Here is a 21,099-nt window from a genome sequence, read left to right on the forward strand (position 1 = left end):
GCCGCCGTCAGGGTCGTCTTGCCGTGGTCCACGTGGCCAATCGTACCCACGTTGACGTGGGGCTTGGTCCGTTCGAATTTACCTTTTGCCATTTTCAATTCTCCAAAGAGCAATGCCTGTGTTGTGGTTTAACGTCTGCATCCGGTTGCTGGTTCGCCCTGCACAGGCAACGGGGCGGCACCGGATCGCAGACTGCAAAATCTTGCGAAAGAGGGTCGAGGCGGCCGCCGGCACCTGCATGCAGGCGCTGGCGGCAGTCTCTTGCGGGCTGCTTACTTGGCGCGCGAAGCCATGATGGCTTCGGACACGTTGCGAGGCGCTTCGCTGTAGTGCTTGAATTCCATCGAGTACGTGGCGCGGCCTTGCGTTGCGGAGCGCAGCGAGGTCGAGTAGCCGAACATTTCCGACAGCGGCACTTCGGCGCGGATGGCCTTGCCACCGCCCGGGATGTCGTCCATGCCCTGGACCATGCCGCGGCGGGAGGACAGATCGCCCATCACCGTGCCGGCGTAGTCTTCAGGCGTTTCCACTTCCACGGCCATCATGGGTTCCAGGATGACCGGGTTGGCCTTGCGGCAACCTTCCTTGAAGCCGAAGATGGCAGCCATCTTGAACGCCAGTTCGTTCGAGTCCACATCGTGGTACGAACCGAAGTGCAGCGTGACCTTGACGTCGACCACGGGGTAGCCGGCCAGCACGCCTTGCGTGACGGCTTCGTTGATACCCTTTTCCACGGCCGGGATGAATTCGCGAGGAACCACACCGCCCTTGATGGCGTCGACGAACTCGATGCCCTTGCCGGCTTCGTTGGGTTCGATCTTGAGCACGACGTGACCGTACTGGCCCTTGCCGCCGGACTGGCGCACGAACTTGCCTTCGGCTTCTTCCACTGTCTTGCGGATGGTTTCGCGGTAGGCAACCTGGGGCTTGCCCACGTTGGCTTCCACGCCGAATTCACGCTTCATGCGGTCGACGATGATTTCCAGATGCAGCTCGCCCATGCCGGCGATCAGGGTCTGGCCCGATTCTTCGTCGGTCTTCACGCGGAAGGATGGATCTTCTGCAGCCAGGCGCTGCAGTGCGATGCCCATCTTTTCCTGGTCGGCCTTGGTCTTGGGTTCCACGGCCTGCGTGATCACAGGCTCGGGGAACACCATGCGCTCCAGAATGATCTGGGAGTCGATGTCGCTCAGCGTTTCACCGGTCGTCACGTCCTTCAGGCCCACGCAGGCAGCGATGTCGCCGGCGCGGATTTCTTCGACTTCCTGGCGCTCGTTGGCGTGCATCTGCACGATACGGCCGATACGTTCCTTCTTGCCCTTGATGGGGTTGTAGACGGTGTCGCCCTTGCTCAGAACGCCAGAGTACACGCGCACGAAGGTCAGCTGGCCCACGAACGGGTCGGTCATCAGCTTGAATGCCAGGGCCGAGAACTTTTCGCCGTCGTCCGCCTTGCGGGTGACTGGCTTTTCGTCTTCGTCGGTACCGGTCACGTCAGGAATGTCCGTCGGTGCTGGCAGGTAGTCGATCACGGCGTCGAGCATGCGCTGCACGCCCTTGTTCTTGAACGCGGTGCCGCACAGCATCGGGTGGATTTCCGTGGCGATGGTGCGCGTACGCAGGCCGAACTTGATTTCGGCTTCGGAGAGGTCGCCCTCTTCCAGGTACTTGTTCATCAGCTCTTCGGAGGCTTCGGCAGCGGCTTCCACCATCTTCTCGCGCCATTCCTTGGCGGATTCCACCAGGTCGGCCGGGATTTCTTCGTAGCTGAACTTCATGCCCTGCGAGGCTTCATCCCACAGGATGGCCTTCATCTTCAGCAGGTCGACCACGCCGGTGAACTTGTCTTCGGCGCCGATCGGGATCACCACGGGCACGGGGTTGGCCTTCAGGCGCAGCTTCATCTGCTCGTAGACCTTGAAGAAGTTGGCACCGGTACGGTCCATCTTGTTCACGAAGGCCAGACGTGGCACCTTGTACTTGTTGGCCTGGCGCCAGACGGTTTCCGACTGGGGCTGCACGCCACCCACGGCGCAGTACACCATGCAGGCGCCGTCGAGCACGCGCATCGAACGTTCCACTTCGATCGTGAAGTCCACGTGACCGGGGGTGTCGATGATGTTGAAGCGGTGCTCTTCGTAAGAGTTGTCCATGCCCTTCCAGAAGCAGGTCGTGGCAGCCGAGGTGATCGTGATGCCGCGCTCTTGTTCCTGCTCCATCCAGTCCATGGTGGCAGCGCCGTCGTGCACTTCACCAATCTTGTGGCTCACGCCCGTGTAGAACAGGATACGTTCGGTGGTCGTGGTCTTGCCAGCGTCAATGTGGGCCGAGATACCGATATTGCGGTAGCGCTCGATGGGAGTCTTGCGAGCCATGGTGGATCCTTGGATGGGTCGTGTTATTCGGGGGAGGGGCCCAGCATTGTGGCGCTGCAACCCGTCAATTTTGTGACCGCCTCAATCGCCACAAGGCTGCAGGCAAAAATGCCGGCAGCCTTGCGCTTGGCGACGAGGGCAGTTCGTCGATTTAGAAGCGGAAGTGGCTGAATGCCTTGTTGGCTTCGGCCATGCGGTGAACTTCGTCACGCTTCTTCATGGCACCACCACGGCCTTCGGTGGCCTCCAGCAGCTCGTTGGCCAGACGCTGGGCCATCGACTTTTCGCCGCGCTTGCGGGCCGCTTCCTTGATCCAGCGCATGGACAGGGCCAGGCGACGGACAGGGCGCACTTCGACAGGCACCTGGTAGTTGGCACCGCCGACACGGCGGGACTTCACTTCGACCATGGGCTTCACGTTGTTGATGGCAACGGTGAAGGCTTCCAGCGGGTCCTTGTCAGGGTGCTTCTTTTCGATCAGTTCCAGGGCACCGTAAATGATGCGCTCTGCAACAGCTTTCTTGCCGCCTTCCATGATCACGTTCATGAATTTGGACAGCTCTACATTGCCGAACTTGGGATCCGGCAGGATTTCACGTTTGGGGACTTCGCGACGACGTGGCATTTTTCACCTCATATTGCTTCAGTTGGCATCTTTTCAGACACCGCGAGATTCATTCAGAACCCCACTTACTCGACCCACACGGAACACTCCGCGCTTGGGGTCACTTCGTTTGACTGCGCCTGCCAGGCGAATCAAACACCGATGGAGACACAACCGCCAGGGCTTACTTGGCCTTTGGCTTCTTGGCACCGTACTTGGAGCGCGATTGCTTGCGGTCTTTCACGCCTTGCAAGTCGAGCGAACCGCGCACGATGTGGTAACGCACACCGGGCAAGTCCTTGACACGACCGCCGCGAACCAGCACCACGCTGTGTTCCTGCAGGTTGTGGCCTTCGCCGCCGATGTAGGAAATGACTTCGAAGCCGTTGGTCAGGCGAACCTTGGCGACCTTGCGCAGAGCGGAGTTAGGCTTCTTTGGCGTCGTGGTGTACACACGGGTGCACACGCCGCGGCGCTGGGGAGAGTTCTCCATCGCAGGGCTCTTGGACTTGATCTTTTCGACCTCGCGCCCCTGACGGACTAGTTGATTGATGGTTGGCATGAATACGTCCCTAAACGTAAAAAACGAAAACGTGAAACCCTTCGGAATTTCCGAAAAGCCTTCTAATGTAGCAGCATGAGCCCCGGCGGGCAAGCGGCACGCGGTTTTCCCGTGCAACCCGGTCGACCGTCCTTGCGCCTGCCCTGGCGTCTTGCTGCTTTTGGAAGCCCTTACTTGATCCAGAGGCGAATGGCGTCCCAGGCACGGCCCAGGATGCCGGCCTGCGCCACGCCGTCCAGCGCCACCAGGGGCACCTCGGCCAGCGTCTGCTCGCCCAGCACCACCTTCAGCGAACCCACGGCCTGGCCCTTGGTGAAAGGCGCCACCAGGGGATCGGGGCGGGCGATCTCGGTCTTGATCTTGCCGCCGCTGCCCGAAGGCACGGCCACCACGATGGCCTCGCTGCGACCGATCTTGAGGGTATTTTCCGTACCCTTCCAGACGGCAGGGGTGGCCACGGGCTGGCCCGCGTCGAACAGCTTGACCGCCTCGAAGGCGGTATAGCCCCAGTTCAGCAGCTTCTGGCTTTCATTGGCACGGGCGTTCTCGCTGGCGGCGCCGAGCACGATGGACAGCAGGCGGCGCTGGCCCACGCTGGGGAAGTCGCGCTTGGAGGTGGCCACCAGGCAGTAGCCGGCAGCGGCGGTGTGGCCGGTCTTGAGGCCATCCACCGTCGGGTCCCGGAACAGCAGCGAGTTGCGGTTGTTGCCGTTGGAAGCCGGCGTACCCGGGTAGCTGTACTGCTTGGTGGCGTAGTAGTGCATGTACTCCGGGAAGTCCTTCATGAGCCGGCTGGCAAGCACACCCAGGTCGCGCGCGGTGGTGGTATGGCCGGGCTCGGTCAGGCCCTCGGGGTTCTTGTAGGCGGTGTTCTTCATGCCCAGGGCCTTGGCCTGGTCGTTCATCAGCTTGACGAAGTTCTCGGCCGTGCCGCCCACGCCTTCGGCCAGCGCCATGGTGGCGTCGTTGCCCGACTGGACGATCATGCCCTTGATCAGGTCATCCACCGGCACCTGCATCTTGGGGTCGATGAACATGCGCGAGCCGGGCATCTTCCAGGCCAGCACGCTCACGGGCAGCTTCTGGTCCAGGGCGACTTTCTTGGCGCGCAGGGCGTCGAACACCAGGTAACCGGTCATCAGCTTGGTCAGCGAAGCCTGCTCCACGGGCACGTCGATGTCCTTGGCGGCCAGCACCTGACCGGCCGTGATGTCCAGCAGCAGGTAGTTGCGCGCGGCGATCTCGGGCGGCTGCGGGGCCTGCACCTGCGCCCACAGGGCGGCGGGCGCAAGCACCGCGGCGAGGAGGACGGAGCGCAACGTGGGCAAGAGGGACTTCATGGAAACGGGCATTCGGGTGAGAGAAGAGGAGAGAAAACAGCAGAAAGCAGCGAGATAGCGGCGTGCGGTGTGCGCAGCGCACCGGCTGGCCGTGGAGCGTCAGGCCCCGGCCAGCAGGTGGCGGGTCACCAGGTTTTTCAGAAGCGGCAATTGTCCGTGAAAGAAATGCCCCCCACCGGGGACGACTGTCACAGGGAGTATCTGGGGGCGTGCCCAGTCCATCACCGCCGCCAGGGGCACGGTGTCGTCCTGCTCGCCATGCACGACCAGGGTGCGCTCGTGCGCCTCGGGAGGCACCGGGGCCACGGTGAAGCGGCTGGCCGCCGTGCCCACCAGCACCACACGCTCGATGGCGCGCTCGCCCCACAGGCTGGCCAGCGCATGGCTGGTGACGAACGCCCCGAAGGAGAAGCCGGCCAGGGCCAGCGGCCCCTCGGGCGCCGCCTGGCGCACAACCTCCAGGAAGTCCTCGGCTTCGCCCCGGCCTTCGTCGTGCGTGCCGGCGCTGCCGCCCACGCCCCGGAAGTTGAAGCGCACAGCCGTCCAGCCGCTGTGCACGAAGGCCCGCGCCAGGGTCTGCACCACCTTGTTGTCCATGGTGCCGCCAAACAGCGGATGGGGGTGGGCGATGACGGCGATGCCGCGCGGTGCGGCAGCACCCTCGGACAGCACGGCGGCGTCGCGCACCGCCTCGATGGCGCCGGCGGCGCCGGTCAGGGTCAGGCGTTCGGTCTGGGAATTCACGGAATTTGCTACCAGGTCAATAGCGGCCTGCACAAAAGGGACAAGGCAGGCAGCCTGAAATCAGGAGAGGCGACAGCGCTCTGAATGGAAATCAGCGCCCGAGTTCCGGCGGCGTCACCAGGCGTTCGACCACCTGGCCATTCTTGAGGTGGGACTCGACGATCTCGTCGATGTCGGCGTTGTCCACGAAGGTGTACCAGACCGCCTCGGGGTAGACCACGGCGATCGGCCCGCCCGCACAGCGGTCCAGGCAACCCGCCTTGTTCACACGCACCTTGCCGGCGCCGGACAGGCCGGCGGCCTTCACCTGCGACTTGCAGCGGTCGAAGGCCGCCTGCGCGCCATGGTGGGCGCAGCTGTCCTCACCGTTGGTGCGGTCGTTCAGGCAAAAGAAGATGTGGCGCTGGTAATAGCCCGGCTGTGCCGCCGGTGCCGTCGTGGAGGTGTCGGTCATGGCATCATTTTAGAAGCGGGCGTCGCGCCAGCCCGCACCCATAACCCCCACAGGGAGAAGCGGCCCCGCAAAAGGGCCGCGTCCCACAGACAGGAATCGAACCTGCGGGGTCAGAAATCGAAGCTGGCGGACACCTGCCAGGTGCGTGGCGGCGCCACCGCGATGAAGTTGCGCCCGGCAATCGTCCAGTAGGCCTTGTCCGCCAGGTTGGTGATGCCGGCCTGCAGGGTCATGGTCGTGCCGTCGCCCACCGCGGTCCGGTAGCGCACGCCCACGTCGATGCGGTTCCAGGCAGGCACGCGCTGGGTGTTGGCCAGGTCCACGAAGGCGCCGCCGGTGTGCAGGTAGCGCCCCGTGAGCGTGAGCCCCGGCACGGCCGGCAGGTCGAACTCGGCACCCAGGTTGGCCGTGATTTCAGGCACGCCGATGGCCTTCTTGCCATCGGCCGTGCCGCCCGCCGTGCGCGACATGCGCCCATCCGTCCAGGCCACGCCGCCCAGCAGGCGCAGGCCGCGCGCCACCTCGCCAAAGGTCTCCAGCTCCACACCCCGGTTGCGCTGCAGGCCGGCGGCGCGGAACACATTGCGGCCATCCACGAAGGCCGTGGCCCGGCGGATGTCGAAGTACGCGGCGGTGATGCCGTAGCTGCCCTGGTCCCACTTGAGCCCCAGTTCGTGCTGTTTGGACAGGTAGGGTTCAAGCTGCTCGCCCGCATTGGCCGAGCCGGCGGGCGCAATCGCGCCCTGGGCCAGCGATTCGGCATAGTTGCCATAGACCGAGAGCCCACCCCCCAGCTTGTAGAGCGCCGCCAGCGTGGGCGTGACGCGCGACTGGCGGTACGGCGCCTTCTCGATGCGCTGGTGGCGCACGGCCGCCGTGAGCAGCAGGCGGTCGTCCAGCAACGCGACGGTATCGGCCACGGCCAGGCTGTCCAGGTGCAGGGCCGGGCTGTCCACCCCAGGTACGCTGGGGATGCCGTTGGCAAACGGGTCGGGCACGGCCAGCGGCTGGTAGATGTTGCTCACCACCGGCGCGGCCAGCGGCACGGAGATGGAGCGCAGGTTCTGCAGCTGCTGGCGCTGCAGCACCGTGCCCACAGCCAGCTTGTGGCGCGTGGCGCCCCACTGAAATTCGCCGCGCACGCCCAGGTCGGTGACCTGGTTGGCCTGGGTCCAGAGCAGGCTGGAGGCGCTGGTGTAGCGCACCCGGCCCCCGCCGTCGACCGTGGTCTGGTCCACGTACTGGCGCACCGGTGGCGCTTCGCGCAGGCGCCCATGGCGGGCATGGGCCGTCCAGCCGCTTGCGAAATCCCATTCTGCGCTGAGCAGGCCGTAGGTCTGGCGCAGGTCCATGGCTTCCCAGGAGGGCTTGGCGTGCACGTGCGGATCGGGCACCGCCGGCACGGCCGCACCGGCCTGCAACAGCCAGTGGCCGAACAGTGGCGAGGACTCGCGCCGCGTGCTGCCCGCGTCCAGCACCACGCGCAGCCTGTCACCCCGGTAGTCCAGCGCCACCTGGGGTGCGATCAGCCGCCGCTGGGCGCCATCGTAGAGCTTGCCGTCCTCGGCCGATAGGTTCAGGCGGGCACCGAACTGGTTGTCCACGCCAAAGCGCTGGCCGATGTCGGCATGTGCGCCCAGCAGCGACTTGTCGAGCGCCAGGATGGACACGGAGCGCACCGGCGCATCGGTGGCTCGCTTGGGCACCAGGTTGAAGCTGCCCCCCACCGTGGCGCCGTAGCCCGACGCCCCGACCAGGCCACCGGCCGGCCCCTTGAGCACCTCCAGCCGCTCATAGTGGCGCACAGGGATGTTGCTGTACGCGAACAGCCCCTCCAGGCCATCGAACAGGTAGGCATCGCTGTTGGTCAGGAAGCCCCGGATGGAGCTCTGGTCCAGCGGCGAGGTGGCCGACAGGCTGGTGCGGATGGACGGGTCGTTGGCGACCATGTCGTTGACGTTGCGCGCGCCCTGGTTGCGCACCAGTTCGCTGGTCCAGGCCTTGGTGCTGAACGGCGTCTCGAACACATCGCTGTTGCCCAGCATGCCGGTGCGGCTGCCGCGGGCCACCTGGCCGCCGGCGTAGGCGCTGGGCAGCTCGCCCGGCAGCTCCTGGCTGGCCGTCACGCGCACGGCCGGCAGCGTGGTGGTGGCGCCGTCTGCCCCGGCGGGCGCTGCGGGAGCCGACGCCCGGCGCAGCGAATAACCGCCGCCGGGCTGCGCCAGGGCCTCCAGGCCCGTGCCAGCCAGCAGGCGCGCCAGCGCTGCACCCACCGGCCAGGCACCCGACAGGCCCGGCGTGGCCAGGCCGGCCACCAGCGCGGGCTCGTAGCTCAGGTTGACGCCCGCGGCACGCGCAAAGCGGTCGAGCCCGGCACCCAGCGGACCGGCCGGGATGGAGAAGCTGCGGCTCTCTGCGCTGGCGGGTGGGGCCGCGGCCGTGGCGGGCTGGGCAGCCGCTGGCAGGCTGGCCCATGCCAGCATGCAGGCCAGGGCAGCGGCGGTCGGGTGGGAGGGAAAACGGCGGTCGGTACGGGGCATGGCGGCGGCGGTTCCAGGACGGTGGAGGGACCCCGGGGCAGCTGCCCAGGGGAGGCTTTCACCAGGGAGGCCGCTCGAAACGCCCGATCCCCTCACTTTTTCGGGAAATATTTTTCAAGCCGGGGTCGATGGCCCCACCGAGACCCACAGCCGGGTGCGGTAGACCACCTCGACCGGCTGGGTCTGCAGCAGGAACTGCAGCGCCCGGTCGGTATCGCGCACGTGGTAGACGCCCGAGACGCGCAGGCCGGCCACGCGCTCGTCGCAGACGATGCGGCCGTGCCGGTAGCGCTCGAGCTCGGCCAGCAGGTCGGCCAGGCGCATGTCCTGCCCGGCAACCACGCCATCGGCCCAGCCGTCGGCATCGAAGCCCAGCGGTGGCGCCGGCTGGGCCCCCGTGGCGCCGAGCCACCAGGCATCGCCCGGCCTCGCCATGCGGGAGGCGGTGTCTTCGGCCGGGTGCATCTGCACGGCGCCGTCCTGCACGCTGATGCGCGCCCGGCCCGGTTCCAGCCGCACCACGAAGCGCGTGCCCAGCGCCTGCAGCGCACCGAACGGCGTCTGCACCCAGAACGGCCGCCTGGCCGGTGCACCCGCATCGGCGCCGGTGGTCACCAGGATCTCGCCGCGGTGCAGCTTCAGCGTGCGCAGTTCGGGGGACAGGGCCGAGGAGAGCGCCGTGTCGGTGTTGAGCACGACGGTGGTGCCATCGCCCAGGCGCAGCGTGCGCTGCTCACCCACGCCGGTGCTGGCATCGGCCAGCAGGCGCTGCCAGGGCGCATGTTCGCGCACCGTCCAGCCCGCGGCGACGGCCATGCCTGCCAGACCCAGCAGGCGCAGGCCCTGGCGGCGGGGCTGGCGCTGCGCCTCGGCGGCGTGCAGGGTGCCCAGGGCCAGCGCGGGCGGCACGGCGGCGAAGTCACCGCGCAGCGACTGCACACGCTCCCAGGCGCTGGCGTGGACCGGCGCGGCCTGCAGCCAGCGCTCGAAGGCGGCGCGGGCGCGCGGCGTGGGCGTGCTGAAGTCGAGCTTGACGGCCCAGGCGATGGCTTCGTCCACCACGCCCTGCGGCAGCGGGTCAACGCCGGTCTTCATGGGCCGAAACGCAGTGCATAACAGTGGCGCAGCGCCGTGGCCACATAGCGCTCGGCGGTGGCCAGCGAGACGCCCAGGCGCTCGGCGATCTGCGAGCAGGTCAGCCCCTCGAGTTGGGCCCAGAGGAAGGCCGTGCGCACGCGCGGCTTGAGCGCATCGAGCATGCGATCAATGGCGACGAGCGTTTCGAGCAGGGCCAGCCGGTCTTCGGGCGATGGCGCCTCGGCCTCGGGCAGATGGGCCAGGGTGTCCCGCCAGGCCTGCTCCAGCGCCCGGCGGCGCCAGTGGTCGGCCACCAGGCCACGCGCGATAGTGCCCAGGTAGGCGCGCGGCTCACGCGGGGTCTCCAGCGTCTCGCGTGCCAGCAGGCGCATGAACACGTCCTGCGCCAGGTCGGCGGCATCGCAGCTGTTGCCCAGTTGGCGGCGCAGCCAGCCATGCAGCCAGCCGTGGTGGTGGCGGTAGAGCGTGTGGATCTGCTGCAGGGCGGGCTCGGCAGCCGGCATGGGAACCTCTTTTCAGGGGTGCCCGGCACCCGATTTTTAAATGCGAATAATTATCATTGTAGGATTGATGGGCTGCGTTTCGCAATCCGGGGCCAGGCGATGGTGCGCCCGCAACAGCGCTTCGGCCTCTCTCGCGCTGGGCCTGGCATGGCAGATCCGATGGAGATGGCAGTCGGCTAGGTGTCGCGCCGGGCGACGCGCACCACGACGTAGGCCAGCGCCGCATAGGGCCAGACCCAGCCCAGCCACTGGCCCAGCCCGTAGAAGCGGATGAAGCGCCCCTGCTCCCAGGCCTGCAGCGTCTGGGCAAAGTAGGCGCTGGTGGGGGCCTGGTTGAGCAGGCCCAGGTGCCAAACCAGCACCAGCAGCAGCACGGCGGCGCAGGCACGCCGGGGCAGCGCCAGCAGCAGCACCGCGAGCGCCAGGGCGCCCCACACGCCCACGCGCACGGGCAGGCCCATCCACTCCCAGGCATGGGCGGGGCCCCAGCTCAGCGCCGCCGACAGGGCCGTGAGCACCACGCCCACCACCACCACGGCCAGGGCGAACAGGGCCCGGCGCCCCATCTCGCGGATGATGCAGTAGCCCAGCAGGCAGGGAATCAGCAGGCCCAGCGTCACGCACAGCAGCTCGCCACCGGGAGACAGGGGGTCGAGCGCGGTGTCGCGCATGGGCAGCCAGTCGAGGAACGGGGTGTCGGCCAGGATCTCGACCAGGGCCCCTTCCAGCCGCTCGAGCACCTGCCCCAGGCCGAACGGCAGGGCCGCCGGGAACAGCAGGGCCAGGGGCCACAGCGCCAGCAGCACCAGGGCGCCATGCGCATCCTGCACGAACCAGCGGTTGCGAAAGTCGCTCCAGCGGTCGATGGCCCCCAGGCGTTCCAGCGCCGCGGCCGTGAGCGCCCCGGCCAGCGTGCCCGCCGAGTTGAGCAGCAGGTCCATGTTGGAGGGCACGCGCCGGGGCAGGTAGATCTGCAGGAACTCCAGGCTCAGCGACAGCAGCACGCCGGCCAGCGTGGCCAGCACCCATGCGCCCCAGCGCCAGCGCATGCGCAGCAGCGCCAGCGCCAGCAGAAAACCCAGCGGGGCATAGCCCACCAGGTTGGAGGTGACGTCAAAGCCCGTCCAGTAGGGCGGCGGAATCGGCGAGGCCAGGAACACCCAGGGGTCGATGCCCTGCGCACGCCAGCCGTCGAACGGGAACAGGCTGGCAAAGACGATCAGCGCCGCGTAGATCAGCGCCAGGGGACCTGCGGAGCTCTTGTACACGGGGTGGCGTGCCTCGGGGGTCAGAAGGGCTTGACCACCACCAGCACCACCGCAGTCACAAGCAGCAGCACCGGCACCTCATTGAACCAGCGGAACCACCGGTGGCTGCGGCGGCTCGTGCCATCGGCCAGCTTGCGCAGCAGCACGCCGCAGGCATGGTGGTAGCCGATCACCAGCACCACCACGGCGAGCTTGGCATGCATCCAGCCATTGCCCGGCCCCCGGCCGATGCCATAGCCCATCCACAGCCACAGGCCCAGGGCCAGCGCCGGCACGGCCAGCAAGGTGGTGAAGCGCAGCAGCTTGCGCGCCATGAGGATCAGGCGCTCGCGCTCGGCCACCGAGCCCGGCGCCACCATGGCCAGGTTGACGAAGATGCGCGGCAGGTAGAACAGGCCGGCGAACCAGCTGGCGATGAAGACGATGTGGAAGGCTTTGACCCAGAGCATGGCGGCAGTTTAAGGGAACGCTGAACCCGCGCTGGCGATGCACAGCCAGGGCGGGCAAGGTGGACGGTGCCGCAAAAAAAAGCCCGGCAAAAGCTGCCGGGCTTCGAAAGCCCTGCCTGCATTGCGGCAGCCCAGAGCCCCGCTCAGGGAGGAAAAGCGGGGGGCAGCAAGCTGCCCGGAACCAATTTAGCACCAGCCCGCGGGGCATACAAGCAGGGTTTGACACGTGCGCAAGACCCCCTGCGGCAGCCCCGGTACCAGCGCTTGAGGCACAATTTTCCCCATGCACCTCCCAAGCCCCGCCCCCTTCCCGCAGAACCGCCCGCGCCGCCTGCGCCGCGATGCCTTCACCCGCAACCTGGTGCGCGAGCACCGCGTGACCCCGCACGACCTGATCTACCCCGTGTTCGTGCACGAGGGCGAAGGCCGGCGCGAGGCCGTGGTCTCCATGCCCGGTGTGGACCGGCTGAGCCTGGACCTGCTGCTGCCCGTGGCGGAAGACTGCGTGCAGCTCGGTATCCCGGTGCTGGCCCTGTTCCCGGCCATCGACCCGTCCCTGAAGACGCCCGATGGCAAGGAGGCCCTGAACCCCGAGGGCCTGATCCCGCGCGTGGTGCGTGCCTTGAAGAAGGAATTCCCCACCTTGGGCGTGATGACCGACGTGGCGCTGGACCCCTACACCAGCCACGGCCAGGACGGCGTGCTCGACGACACGGGCTACATCATCAACGACGACACGGTGGAGATCCTCACCGGTCAGGCGCTCACGCACGCCGAGGCGGGCGTGGACATCGTCGCCCCCAGCGACATGATGGATGGGCGCATCGGCGCCATCCGCGAGGCGCTGGAGGTACAGGGCCACATCCACACGCGCATCATGGCCTACAGCGCCAAGTACGCGAGCGCTTTCTACGGCCCCTTCCGCGATGCGGTGGGCACGCGCGGCGCACTGGGCAAGGCCGACAAGAACGTCTACCAGATGGACCCCGGCAACACCGACGAGGCGCTGCGCGAGGTGGCCCTCGATATCGCCGAGGGTGCGGACATGGTGATGGTCAAGCCCGGCATGCCCTACCTGGACGTGGTGCGCCGCGTGAAGGACGAGTTCCGCGTGCCCACCTTTGCCTACCAGGTGAGCGGCGAGTACGCCATGCTCAAGGCCGCGGCCGCCAACGGCTGGCTCGACCACGACGCGGTGATGATGGAAAGCCTGCTGGCCTTCAAGCGCGCGGGCGCCGATGGCGTGCTGACCTACTTCGCGCGCGATGCGGCACGCCTGCTCCTGAACCGATAGCACCCGACGTGTCCGATCTGCCAGCTTCCATGCGCATCTTCCACATCCAGAGCAGCGGGGCGCAGGAGCTCGACGCCATCCCTGCAGAGCCGCCGGCCCAGGGCTATGTCTGGATCGCCTGCGCACGGCCGGTCTTCCAGGCCCAGCTGGCCGAGGTGCAGGCCGCCCTGCTGCGGCTGACCGGGCTGCAGCTGGTGGACCTGCACGTGGCCGACCTGCTCAACGTGCAACTGCCCTCGCACTACGACTACACCTCGCAGTACGACCTGCTGGTGTTCCGCCGCCTGACCACGGCCCCCACGGGCGAGGATGCCGTGGCCCCGCCCACCCCACCCCGGCGGGGCGGCCCGCCGGTGCTGCGGCGCATCGACACCAGCGCGGTGGGCTTTGCCGTGTTCGACAATGTGCTGCTCACCGTACACCCGGGCGACTGCAGCGTGCGCGACGCCTATGCGGCGCGCCTGCTGGCGCCAGCGCCCAGCGACCCGCGCGAGGGCCGGGCCAATCCCACGGCTTCGGGGCTGCGCAAGCCCACCTCGCCCGCCGACCTGATGCTGCGGGTGGTGAACCTCATGGTCGATGGCTACCTGGACCTGCGCCGCGAAATCGCGCGCCAGCTGGAGCACTGGCAGACCGAGCTGCTCCGGCCCCGCGCACGCTACGTCAACTGGAGCTCGCTGCTGGAAGCGCGCCTGTCGCTGCATGCCCTGGACGAAATCTGCGAAGACCAGCACACGGCCGTGCAGGACTGGATCGATGCGCTGGAGACCTGGGCCGTGCCCGAGTCCCCCACGGGCCTGCGCGACCTGGACCTGCTCAAGGTGCGCAGCCGCGACGTGCTCGAGCACATCGAGCGCGTGGTGCACCACGTGCGCCGCATGGAGCAGAACACCGAGACCGCGGTGCAGATGCATTTCTCGGTGCAGGGCAACCGCACCAACGACATCATGCGCACGCTGACGGCGCTCACGGCCGTGTTCCTGCCGCTGAACCTGATCGCCGGCATCTTCGGCATGAACTTCGAATTCATCCCGCTGATCCACAAGCAGGACGGTTTCTGGTGGGCCATGGGCTCCATGATCACCATTGCGGTGGTGCTGGTTGCGGTCTTCTGGCGCAAGCGCTACCTGGCCCGTACAGGCTCCTGACGGCCGACGGCCCCGCCCTCGCAGGGGGGCAGGTCAGTTGGTGCCGGATGCCAGCAAAGCGTCCTTGAGCTGGTTGTCCACCGGTGAGGCCCCCAGCCAGATGCGCAACACCATGCCGAAATACTCGGCATCGCCGACGGGCGCACCCTGCGGCTGGCCCTGGATGAAGAAGGTGGTGCCCTTGCCCGGCACGAATTCCATCGCGAAGGTATCGCCCGAGGCCAGCTTGGTACGGCCCGAGAAGACTTCGACCAGGCGGTTGCTCGACGGCGTGTGGCGCCGGATCTGGTCGGGCGTGGCGTTGGCAGACAGGCCCTTGATGAACGACAGCCCCAGGTCCGTGCCCGGGATGTCGCGCTGGGCGACGAACTGCAGGCGCACCGGCCCGCTGGTGGCGGCCAGCGCCTCGTCGGCCGTGCGCACCTTCTTCGGCAGGTACAGCGCCATGTCGTAGACCTTGAACACGGCGCGGTAGCGCGTACCGGCGCCCTGCAGCACCAGGGGCGTGCCCTGCACGTTCTGGGTCGGCTCGAAGGCCGTGGCCGCGATGGCAGGCGCCACGAAGCCCAGGCTGGCGGCCGCCAGGGCCAGGGCACAGGCGCTGCGGGCCATGGGACGGAGGACGGGGTGGAAGGAAAGGGTTGTTGTGTTTTTCAAGGGCTTGTCTCCGCAATGCAGGCCGGCATGCCAGGGGAACCTCCTGGCCGCGCCGCACCTGCGCGGAAATCATAGGCCAGAGCGCGCCACGGGGCCCTATTTGCTTGGCACGGGAATGCCGAACAAAGCCGCGCTGTTGCCAAAAGCCACACTCTGCGCCACCGCGGGCGGCAGGCCACCGAGCCAGCTGCGGTAGCCCTTCATGAGCCCCTCGTAGTGCTGCCAGCGCTGGTTGACCCAGGTGTCCGAGCCGATCACGAAGCGCGCGGGGTACTTGAGCAGCAGGGCGCGCCAGGCCGGGCACAGCTGCTCGTTGTCGCAGACCAGGCCCGGGCGGTAGGACAACTCGCCCACCAGGCCCGGGTAACGCGCCATGAGCGCGTCCACCCGCTCCACCGGTGCGCCGCCGATGCCCGTGTGCGCCCAGATCAGCCGTACCTTCTGCCCCTTGGAAGGGGTGTTGGCCATCAGCAGGTCGATGGCGGCATCGTCCACATGGGCCAGCACCACCAGGTCGCGCTGCTCGGCCAGTGCCATGAGCTTCTTCGCCACCGGGCCGTCGGCATTGGCGCTGTCGTACAGGTGGAACTCGCCGATGCCCTTGTAGGGGCCCGAGGCCGTGCCCTTGGCCAGTTCGGCCTGCACCATCTCGTAGATGGTTTCGTCGCGGAACCAGTTGCTGTAGTCGTCGCGGTTGCGGTACAGCCGCACGAAGGGCACGACGGTGATGCCGGCATCGCGCACCTCCCTGGAGGCCGCCAGCGCCAGCGAACCCGTGTTGGGCCGCGAGTTGGCGACGATGGCGCGCACGCCCGAGGCCTTCATGCGCGCGATCACGTCGGCCGGCGGGTGCGGGCCGTTCTGGCCGTTCCAGGCCTCTTCGTTGTAGTGCAGGTGCGCGTCGAACAGCGGGCCGGTGTAGTCGGCGGCCTGCGCGGCGCCCGCTGCGCAGGCCGCTGCCAGCAGCCAGCCCCCCAGCCCTTGGAAGCGTCGGGCCATGGCGTCAGCCCAGGTGCTTGTCGAAGAAGGCCAGCGTGCGGTCGCGCGCGACCAGGGCCGAGGCTTCGTCGTAGCTGCCGCGCTGGTCGCAGTTGAAGCCGTGGTCGGCCTCGTAGATATGCACCTCCACCTCGGGGTGGGCGCGCGCGAAGGCCTGCACGCCATCCACCGGGATGTGCTTGTCGCGCTGGCCGAAATGGGCGAGCACGGGCACCTGGGGCTGGCGCGCGGTCTCGGTCTCGGTGGTGATGCCGCCACCGTAGTAGGGCACCGCGGCCGACAGGCCCTGGAGCAGGCAGGCCGAGCGCCAGGTCAGCAGGCCGCCCCAGCAAAAGCCCACGATACCGACCTTGCGGCCAGAGCGCTGGCCCGCATAGTCGATGGCGGCCTGGATGTCCGGCAGCACGCCGGGGGCGGGCAGGCCTTCCACCGCGGCCTTGAGGGCGGCGCCGGCAGACACATCCTCTGCGGTGTAGCCCAGCTCCACGCCCAGCTCCACGCGGTGGAACGTGGCGGGCGCCACGGCCAGGTAGCCGCGCGCGGCCAGGCGGTCGGCGATGGCGCGGATGTGGGAATTGACCCCGAAGATCTCCTGCAGCACCACCACGGCGCCGCGCGGCGCGGTGTCGGGCTCGGCCACCCAGGCGGGAAAGACAAAACCATCGGCGGACTTCAGATCGACAAATTGACCCATGCTGCAACTCCTTGAAGACAAAACCGGACAAAGGGAAAAGAGGGGGCGAACCCGGGCCCGCAAAGGCCCTGGGGAATGCTGTAATGCCCCATTCTTGCAGGAGACGCCGATTTGGACAAAGTTGCATTGATCACTGGGGGCAGCCGGGGCATCGGCGCCGCCACTGCCCTGCTGGCCGCCGGCCAGGGCTGGGCCGTGGCCGTGAACTACCAGGCCAACGAAGCGGCGGCCCATGCCGTGGTGGCACAGATCCGCGCGCAGGGCGGCCGCGCCATTGCGGTGCAAGGCGACGTCGCCCACGAGGAGCAGGTGCTGGCCATGTTCGCCGCCGTGGATGCGCAACTGGGCCGCCTCAGCGCGCTGGTGAACAACGCGGGCGTGGTGGACGTGACCCAGCGCGTGGACGAGATGAGCGTGGCGCGCCTGCGCCGCATGTTCGAGACCAATGTCATCGGCAGCATCGTCTGCGCCCGCGAGGCGGTGCGCCGCATGAGCACGCGCCATGGCGGGACGGGCGGCTCCATCGTCAATGTGTCGAGCGCCGCATCGCGCCTGGGCTCGGCCCACCAGTACGTGGACTACGCGGCCAGCAAGGGCGCCATCGACAGCTTCACCCTGGGCCTGGCGCGCGAGGTGGCGGCCGAGGGCATCCGCGTGAACGCCGTGCGGCCCGGGCTGATCGAGACCGACATCCACGCCAGCGGCGGCTTGCCCGAGCGCGTGCGCGACCTGGCGCACCAGGTGCCCATGCAGCGCGGCGGCACGGCCCAGGAGGTGGCGCAGGCCATCGTGTGGCTGATGTCGGACGCCTCACCCTACACGACCATGTCACTGTTGGATGTCTCTGGAGGAAGGTAGAACTGTATGGATCTGAAACCACTCATCACGCTGCTGGCCATCGTGAACCCACTGGCCATCGTGCCCTTCTTCATCCACTACACCCAGGGCTTCTCGGCCGCGCAGCGGCGTGCCACCATCCGCACCGCGGCACTGGCCTCGTTCTGCGTGATCGCGGCCTGTGCACTGCTGGGCCTGCAGATCCTGGAGTTCTTCAACATCTCGCTGCAGAGCTTCCAGGTGGGCGGCGGCATGCTGCTGTTGATCAGCGCGATGAACATGCTCAACGCCCAGCCGGCCGAGGCCAAGCCCATGACCAATGAGCTGGAGGAAGGCGTGGAGAAGGCGGCGGCGGGCTCCAGCATCGCCGTGGTCCCGCTGACCATTCCGCTGCTGACCGGGCCGGCCAGCATGTCCACCGTGGTGATCTATGCCGACCGCGCCCAGACCATCTGGCAGCAGGTGGCGCTGGTGGGCTACGGCGTCGTGATCGCCCTGGCCACGGCCGTGTGCTTCTCGCTGGCCGACCCGATCGCGCGCGTGCTGGGCAAGACCGGCATCAACGTGATGACGCGGCTCATGGGCCTGATCCTCGCAGCGCTGGCCGTGGAGGTGATGGCCGACGGCCTGGGCAAGCTGTTCCCGGTGCTGGTGGCGCGTTGAGCTTCCCCGCACGCACTGTGCCGGCGCGCTTGCTGCTGCTGGAGGACGACCCGGCGATTGCGCGCACCGTGGCCTATGCGCTGGAGCGCGAAGGCCTGGCGGTGGCGCACAGCGTGCTGGTGCACGACGCACGCGAGCAGCTCGCGCGCTCTTCTTTCGACCTGCTGGTGCTGGACGTGGGCCTGCCCGATGGCAGCGGCCTGGACCTGCTGCGCGAGCTGCGCGGCACCGCGACCACGGCCGCCCTGCCCGTGCTCGTGCTCAGCGCCCACGGCGAGGAGATCGACCGCGTGCTGGGACTGGAGCTGGGTGCCGACGACTACCTGGCCAAGCCCTTCAGCCCGCGCGAGCTGTCTGCCCGCGTGAAGGCCCTGCTGCGCCGCGCGGGTACCCAGGCGGTTGCCGTCGCCGCTGCGGCCCCTGCCCCGCTGTTCCACGACGACGAGGCCGGCCAGCGCATCAGCCTGCGCGGCCAGCCGCTGGCGCTGACGCGGCGCGAGTACCGCCTGCTGTCCTGCCTGCTGCGCGGCGCGGGCCGCATCCACTCGCGCGACGCGCTGCTCAACGCCGCCTGGGGCGACGACAGCGAGAGCACCGACCGCACGGTGGACACGCACATCAAGACCCTGCGCGCCAAGCTGCGCGATGTCGATGCCGGCCGCGAGTACATCAGCACCCACCGCGGCATGGGCTACTGCCTGGATCTGTAGACAAGGACTGCCGCCTATGCGCCTGGGCATCCGCCTGCTGTTCGCGTTCTTCCTGATCAACGGCATCGCCGCGTTCTTCGTGCTGCGCGTGTTCACCGCCGAGATCAAGCCCAGCGTGCGCGAGGTGATGGAAGACATGATGGTGGACACGGCCAACATCCTGGCCGAGCTGGCCAGCGACGACCTGGTGGCCGGGCGGCTGGAGGGTGGCGCGGTGGACAGCGCCTTTGCCCGGCATGTGCGCATCTACGCCACGCGGCCCATCGATGCGGCGATCTGGGGCTTTTCCAAGCAGTCGCTGGACTACCGGATCTATGTGACGGACGCCGCGGGCCGGGTGCTGTTCGACTCGGAGAACCGTGCCGTGGGCGCCGACTATTCGCAGTGGCGCGATGTGGCGCGCACGCTGCGCGGCGAGTACGGCGCGCGTTCCACCCGCGACGTGCCGGACGACGATGCCAGCGGCGTGATGCATGTGGCGGCCCCCATCTATGCGCCGGGCCACAGCGCCGGCGAGCGCCGCATCGTCGGCGTGCTCACCGTGACCAAGCCCACGCGCACGGTGCAGCGCTTCATCGACCGGGCCGAGAACAAGGTGCTGGCCAGCGGGGTTTTGCTGCTGGCCCTGTCGGCCGCCGTGGGCGTGGCCGTGACGCTGTGGATGGTGTGGAACGTGCGCCGCCTGCGCGACTACGCCCTCAGCGTGCAGGGCCCGGCGGCCGGCGACCACGACAGCCCCCCCACCACGGCCCTGGCAGTGCCCGAGGTGCCCGGCGAACTGGGCGACCTGGCCCGTGCCATGGACCGCATGCGCGCCCGGCTCGAGGGCCGCGACTACATCGAGGGCTATGTGCGCGCCCTCACCCACGAGCTCAAGAGCCCCGTGGCCGCCATCCGCGGCGCGGGCGAGCTGCTGCAGGACGAGCTGCCGGCTGCCGACCGCGCCGAGTTCGCGACCCAGGTGGTGCAGCAGAGCGAGCGCCTGCAGCGCATCATCGACCGCCTGCTGGAGCTGAGCAAGCTGGAGCAGCGCCACCATGCCGACGCCCAGGCCCCCGTGGCGCTGCAGGACTGCGCGGGCGCTGCCGTGGCACAGACCCAGGGGCGCGCGGGCCAGCGCGGCATCAGCCTGGCCATCACCGGCAGCGGTGCCAGCGGGCCGTGGGAATCGGAACTGGTGACCCTGGCACTGACCAACCTGCTGGACAACGCCATCGATTTCGCCCCCGCCGGCAGCACGGTGCGCGTGGTACTGGCGGGCACCACCGTGGCCGTGCAGGACAGCGGACCCGGCGTGCCCGACTACGCCCTGCCCCGGCTCGGCGAGCGCTTCTTCACCACCGCCCGGCCCGACGGCGCGCGCAGCGGCTCCGGCCTGGGCCTGGCCATCGTGCGGCGCGTGATGGCGCTGCACGGCGGGCAGATGGTGGTGCGCAACACGGCGCCGGGGCTGCGGGTGGAGCTGGAGTTTCGGGGCGCCTAATTCGCAACGGCCAACCGAGGCTGGGCATTCAGGAAGTGCACCAGGTCACCCACTGTGGTGACCTTGCCGTAGAACGGGTTGCCTTGGGTGCATGAAAGCTCACGGCCCGCGCGCTGGGCGATGTCCGGCACCAGCGACAGGTCCAGGTCGTCGGCATCCAGGCGCAGGTCCTTCTGGAGCCGGTCCGTCACCCGCACCGGCAACCGCATCCCCTGCAGCGCCAGTCCGGCCTGAAGCTCTTCGTACACAGCACGCACCACCCAGGTATCCACGCTGCGGCAGTCAAAGGACCGGGCGAACTGGCAGATCGACTCGCCCGCGCGCGCTTGCATCAGCCGCGCGAAGTGCTTTTCGTTCAGCCAGCCGGCGACGGTGACCAGGCCCCACAGCACGATGGCCGAAGCGCACACCGCAAGGGGATGGGTCCAAAGAACCCAGAGCAAGGCGCACGAAACAGCCGCCGCGAGGAGGCGGCCGACCCACCGCCATGGTGGGGGCTGGCGCGAAACAGGGGGCATGAAGCGGGAAGCGCGGCGCATGGCAATCTCTCCGGTACGCCATCCTGGGGCTGGCATCGGGACCATTTTGCCATCGCACCGGCACTTCACACAGCCCTCACAAACTTCATTGCCCCCTCACACCCGCCGCCAACACTGCCTGCACATTCATCACCTGTG

22 protein-coding genes are annotated in these 21,099 nt (G+C 68.2%); 6 read left to right on the plus strand and 16 right to left on the minus strand.

Annotated elements, in window-relative coordinates; all coding sequences use genetic code 11:
* The 12 genes from AC07PF_RS27505 to AC07PF_RS27560 form a co-directional block, all read right to left on the minus strand.
* Window positions 1-92, minus strand: a 92-nt coding sequence (locus tag AC07PF_RS27505; protein ID WP_005434227.1) for a GTP-binding protein, incomplete at its 3' end; no start/stop codon positions are given.
* A gap of 180 nt (window positions 93-272) precedes the next feature.
* Complete coding sequence (fusA, locus tag AC07PF_RS27510; RefSeq protein WP_007851118.1) at window positions 273-2,375, minus strand: elongation factor G; 2,103 nt, start codon at window positions 2,373-2,375, stop codon at window positions 273-275.
* Between the two features lie 151 nt (window positions 2,376-2,526).
* Window positions 2,527-3,000 carry a 30S ribosomal protein S7 gene (gene rpsG, locus AC07PF_RS27515; RefSeq protein ID WP_005798541.1) on the minus strand — a complete coding sequence of 158 codons (474 nt, stop codon included), beginning with the start codon at window positions 2,998-3,000 and terminating at the stop codon, window positions 2,527-2,529.
* Window positions 3,001-3,163: 163 nt separating this feature from the next.
* A complete protein-coding gene (gene rpsL / locus AC07PF_RS27520) occupies window positions 3,164-3,541 on the minus strand; it encodes a 30S ribosomal protein S12 (protein ID WP_007851137.1) in 378 nt (125 codons plus the stop codon).
* Window positions 3,542-3,711: 170 nt separating this feature from the next.
* Window positions 3,712-4,881 carry a D-alanyl-D-alanine carboxypeptidase family protein gene (locus AC07PF_RS27525; RefSeq protein WP_494614021.1) on the minus strand — a complete coding sequence of 390 codons (1,170 nt, stop codon included), beginning with the start codon at window positions 4,879-4,881 and terminating at the stop codon, window positions 3,712-3,714.
* A gap of 99 nt (window positions 4,882-4,980) precedes the next feature.
* Window positions 4,981-5,625 carry an alpha/beta hydrolase gene (locus AC07PF_RS27530; RefSeq protein ID WP_494609025.1) on the minus strand — a complete coding sequence of 215 codons (645 nt, stop codon included), beginning with the start codon at window positions 5,623-5,625 and terminating at the stop codon, window positions 4,981-4,983.
* Between the two features lie 91 nt (window positions 5,626-5,716).
* A complete protein-coding gene (locus AC07PF_RS27535) occupies window positions 5,717-6,079 on the minus strand; it encodes a (2Fe-2S) ferredoxin domain-containing protein (RefSeq protein ID WP_007851146.1) in 363 nt (120 codons plus the stop codon).
* A 110-nt stretch (window positions 6,080-6,189) separates the two neighbouring features.
* Window positions 6,190-8,619 (minus strand): TonB-dependent siderophore receptor, encoded by a 2,430-nt coding sequence (locus AC07PF_RS27540; protein ID WP_494614022.1) that lies wholly within the window; start codon window positions 8,617-8,619, stop codon window positions 6,190-6,192.
* Between the two features lie 114 nt (window positions 8,620-8,733).
* The gene (locus tag AC07PF_RS27545) at window positions 8,734-9,714 is read right to left on the minus strand and encodes a FecR domain-containing protein (RefSeq protein ID WP_494614023.1); all 981 of its coding nucleotides are present in this window, start codon (window positions 9,712-9,714) and stop codon (window positions 8,734-8,736) included.
* Window positions 9,711-10,220, minus strand: coding sequence for a sigma-70 family RNA polymerase sigma factor (locus tag AC07PF_RS27550; RefSeq protein ID WP_494614024.1), 510 nt, complete (start codon window positions 10,218-10,220; stop codon window positions 9,711-9,713). Before AC07PF_RS27550 ends, AC07PF_RS27545 begins: the two co-directional genes overlap by 4 nt.
* A gap of 176 nt (window positions 10,221-10,396) precedes the next feature.
* Window positions 10,397-11,488 (minus strand): VanZ family protein, encoded by a 1,092-nt coding sequence (locus AC07PF_RS27555; protein WP_007851158.1) that lies wholly within the window; start codon window positions 11,486-11,488, stop codon window positions 10,397-10,399.
* Window positions 11,489-11,508: 20 nt separating this feature from the next.
* Entirely contained in the window at window positions 11,509-11,937 is a 429-nt protein-coding gene (locus AC07PF_RS27560) for a CopD family protein (protein ID WP_007851160.1), read from the minus strand.
* A 283-nt stretch (window positions 11,938-12,220) separates the two neighbouring features.
* Between AC07PF_RS27560 and hemB the strand changes: the two genes are divergently transcribed.
* Both hemB and AC07PF_RS27570 read left to right on the plus strand, forming a co-directional pair.
* Window positions 12,221-13,231, plus strand: coding sequence for a porphobilinogen synthase (gene hemB, locus AC07PF_RS27565; RefSeq protein ID WP_494614025.1), 1,011 nt, complete (start codon window positions 12,221-12,223; stop codon window positions 13,229-13,231).
* A gap of 29 nt (window positions 13,232-13,260) precedes the next feature.
* Entirely contained in the window at window positions 13,261-14,379 is a 1,119-nt protein-coding gene (locus tag AC07PF_RS27570) for a magnesium transporter CorA family protein (protein ID WP_007851167.1), read from the plus strand.
* Window positions 14,380-14,412: 33 nt separating this feature from the next.
* On the opposite strand, the gene AC07PF_RS27575 is transcribed toward AC07PF_RS27570, so the two are convergent.
* The 3 genes from AC07PF_RS27575 to AC07PF_RS27585 form a co-directional block, all read right to left on the minus strand.
* Window positions 14,413-14,991 carry a chalcone isomerase family protein gene (locus AC07PF_RS27575; protein WP_494614026.1) on the minus strand — a complete coding sequence of 193 codons (579 nt, stop codon included), beginning with the start codon at window positions 14,989-14,991 and terminating at the stop codon, window positions 14,413-14,415.
* A gap of 141 nt (window positions 14,992-15,132) precedes the next feature.
* A complete protein-coding gene (locus AC07PF_RS27580; protein WP_494614027.1) occupies window positions 15,133-16,035 on the minus strand; it encodes an amidohydrolase family protein in 903 nt (300 codons plus the stop codon).
* Window positions 16,036-16,039: 4 nt separating this feature from the next.
* Entirely contained in the window at window positions 16,040-16,729 is a 690-nt protein-coding gene (locus tag AC07PF_RS27585) for a dienelactone hydrolase family protein (protein ID WP_494614028.1), read from the minus strand.
* 111 nt (window positions 16,730-16,840) lie between these two features.
* Between AC07PF_RS27585 and AC07PF_RS27590 the strand changes: the two genes are divergently transcribed.
* The 4 genes from AC07PF_RS27590 to creC are packed head-to-tail and all read left to right on the plus strand — an operon-like array spanning window position 16,841 to window position 20,422.
* A complete protein-coding gene (locus AC07PF_RS27590) occupies window positions 16,841-17,587 on the plus strand; it encodes an SDR family oxidoreductase (protein ID WP_494609019.1) in 747 nt (248 codons plus the stop codon).
* A 6-nt stretch (window positions 17,588-17,593) separates the two neighbouring features.
* A complete protein-coding gene (locus AC07PF_RS27595; protein WP_007851175.1) occupies window positions 17,594-18,229 on the plus strand; it encodes a MarC family protein in 636 nt (211 codons plus the stop codon).
* 17 nt (window positions 18,230-18,246) lie between these two features.
* A complete protein-coding gene (gene creB, locus AC07PF_RS27600; RefSeq protein ID WP_494614104.1) occupies window positions 18,247-18,939 on the plus strand; it encodes a two-component system response regulator CreB in 693 nt (230 codons plus the stop codon).
* A gap of 16 nt (window positions 18,940-18,955) precedes the next feature.
* Complete coding sequence (gene creC / locus AC07PF_RS27605; protein WP_494614029.1) at window positions 18,956-20,422, plus strand: two-component system sensor histidine kinase CreC; 1,467 nt, start codon at window positions 18,956-18,958, stop codon at window positions 20,420-20,422.
* Here the strand turns inward: creC and AC07PF_RS27610 are convergent.
* Window positions 20,419-20,961 carry a hypothetical protein gene (locus AC07PF_RS27610; RefSeq protein ID WP_494614030.1) on the minus strand — a complete coding sequence of 181 codons (543 nt, stop codon included), beginning with the start codon at window positions 20,959-20,961 and terminating at the stop codon, window positions 20,419-20,421. The two genes, creC and AC07PF_RS27610, sit on opposite strands and share 4 nt — an antisense overlap.
* Between the last annotated feature and the right edge of the window lie 138 nt (window positions 20,962-21,099).

The organism is Acidovorax sp. GW821-FHT10A04 (genome assembly GCF_059415825.1).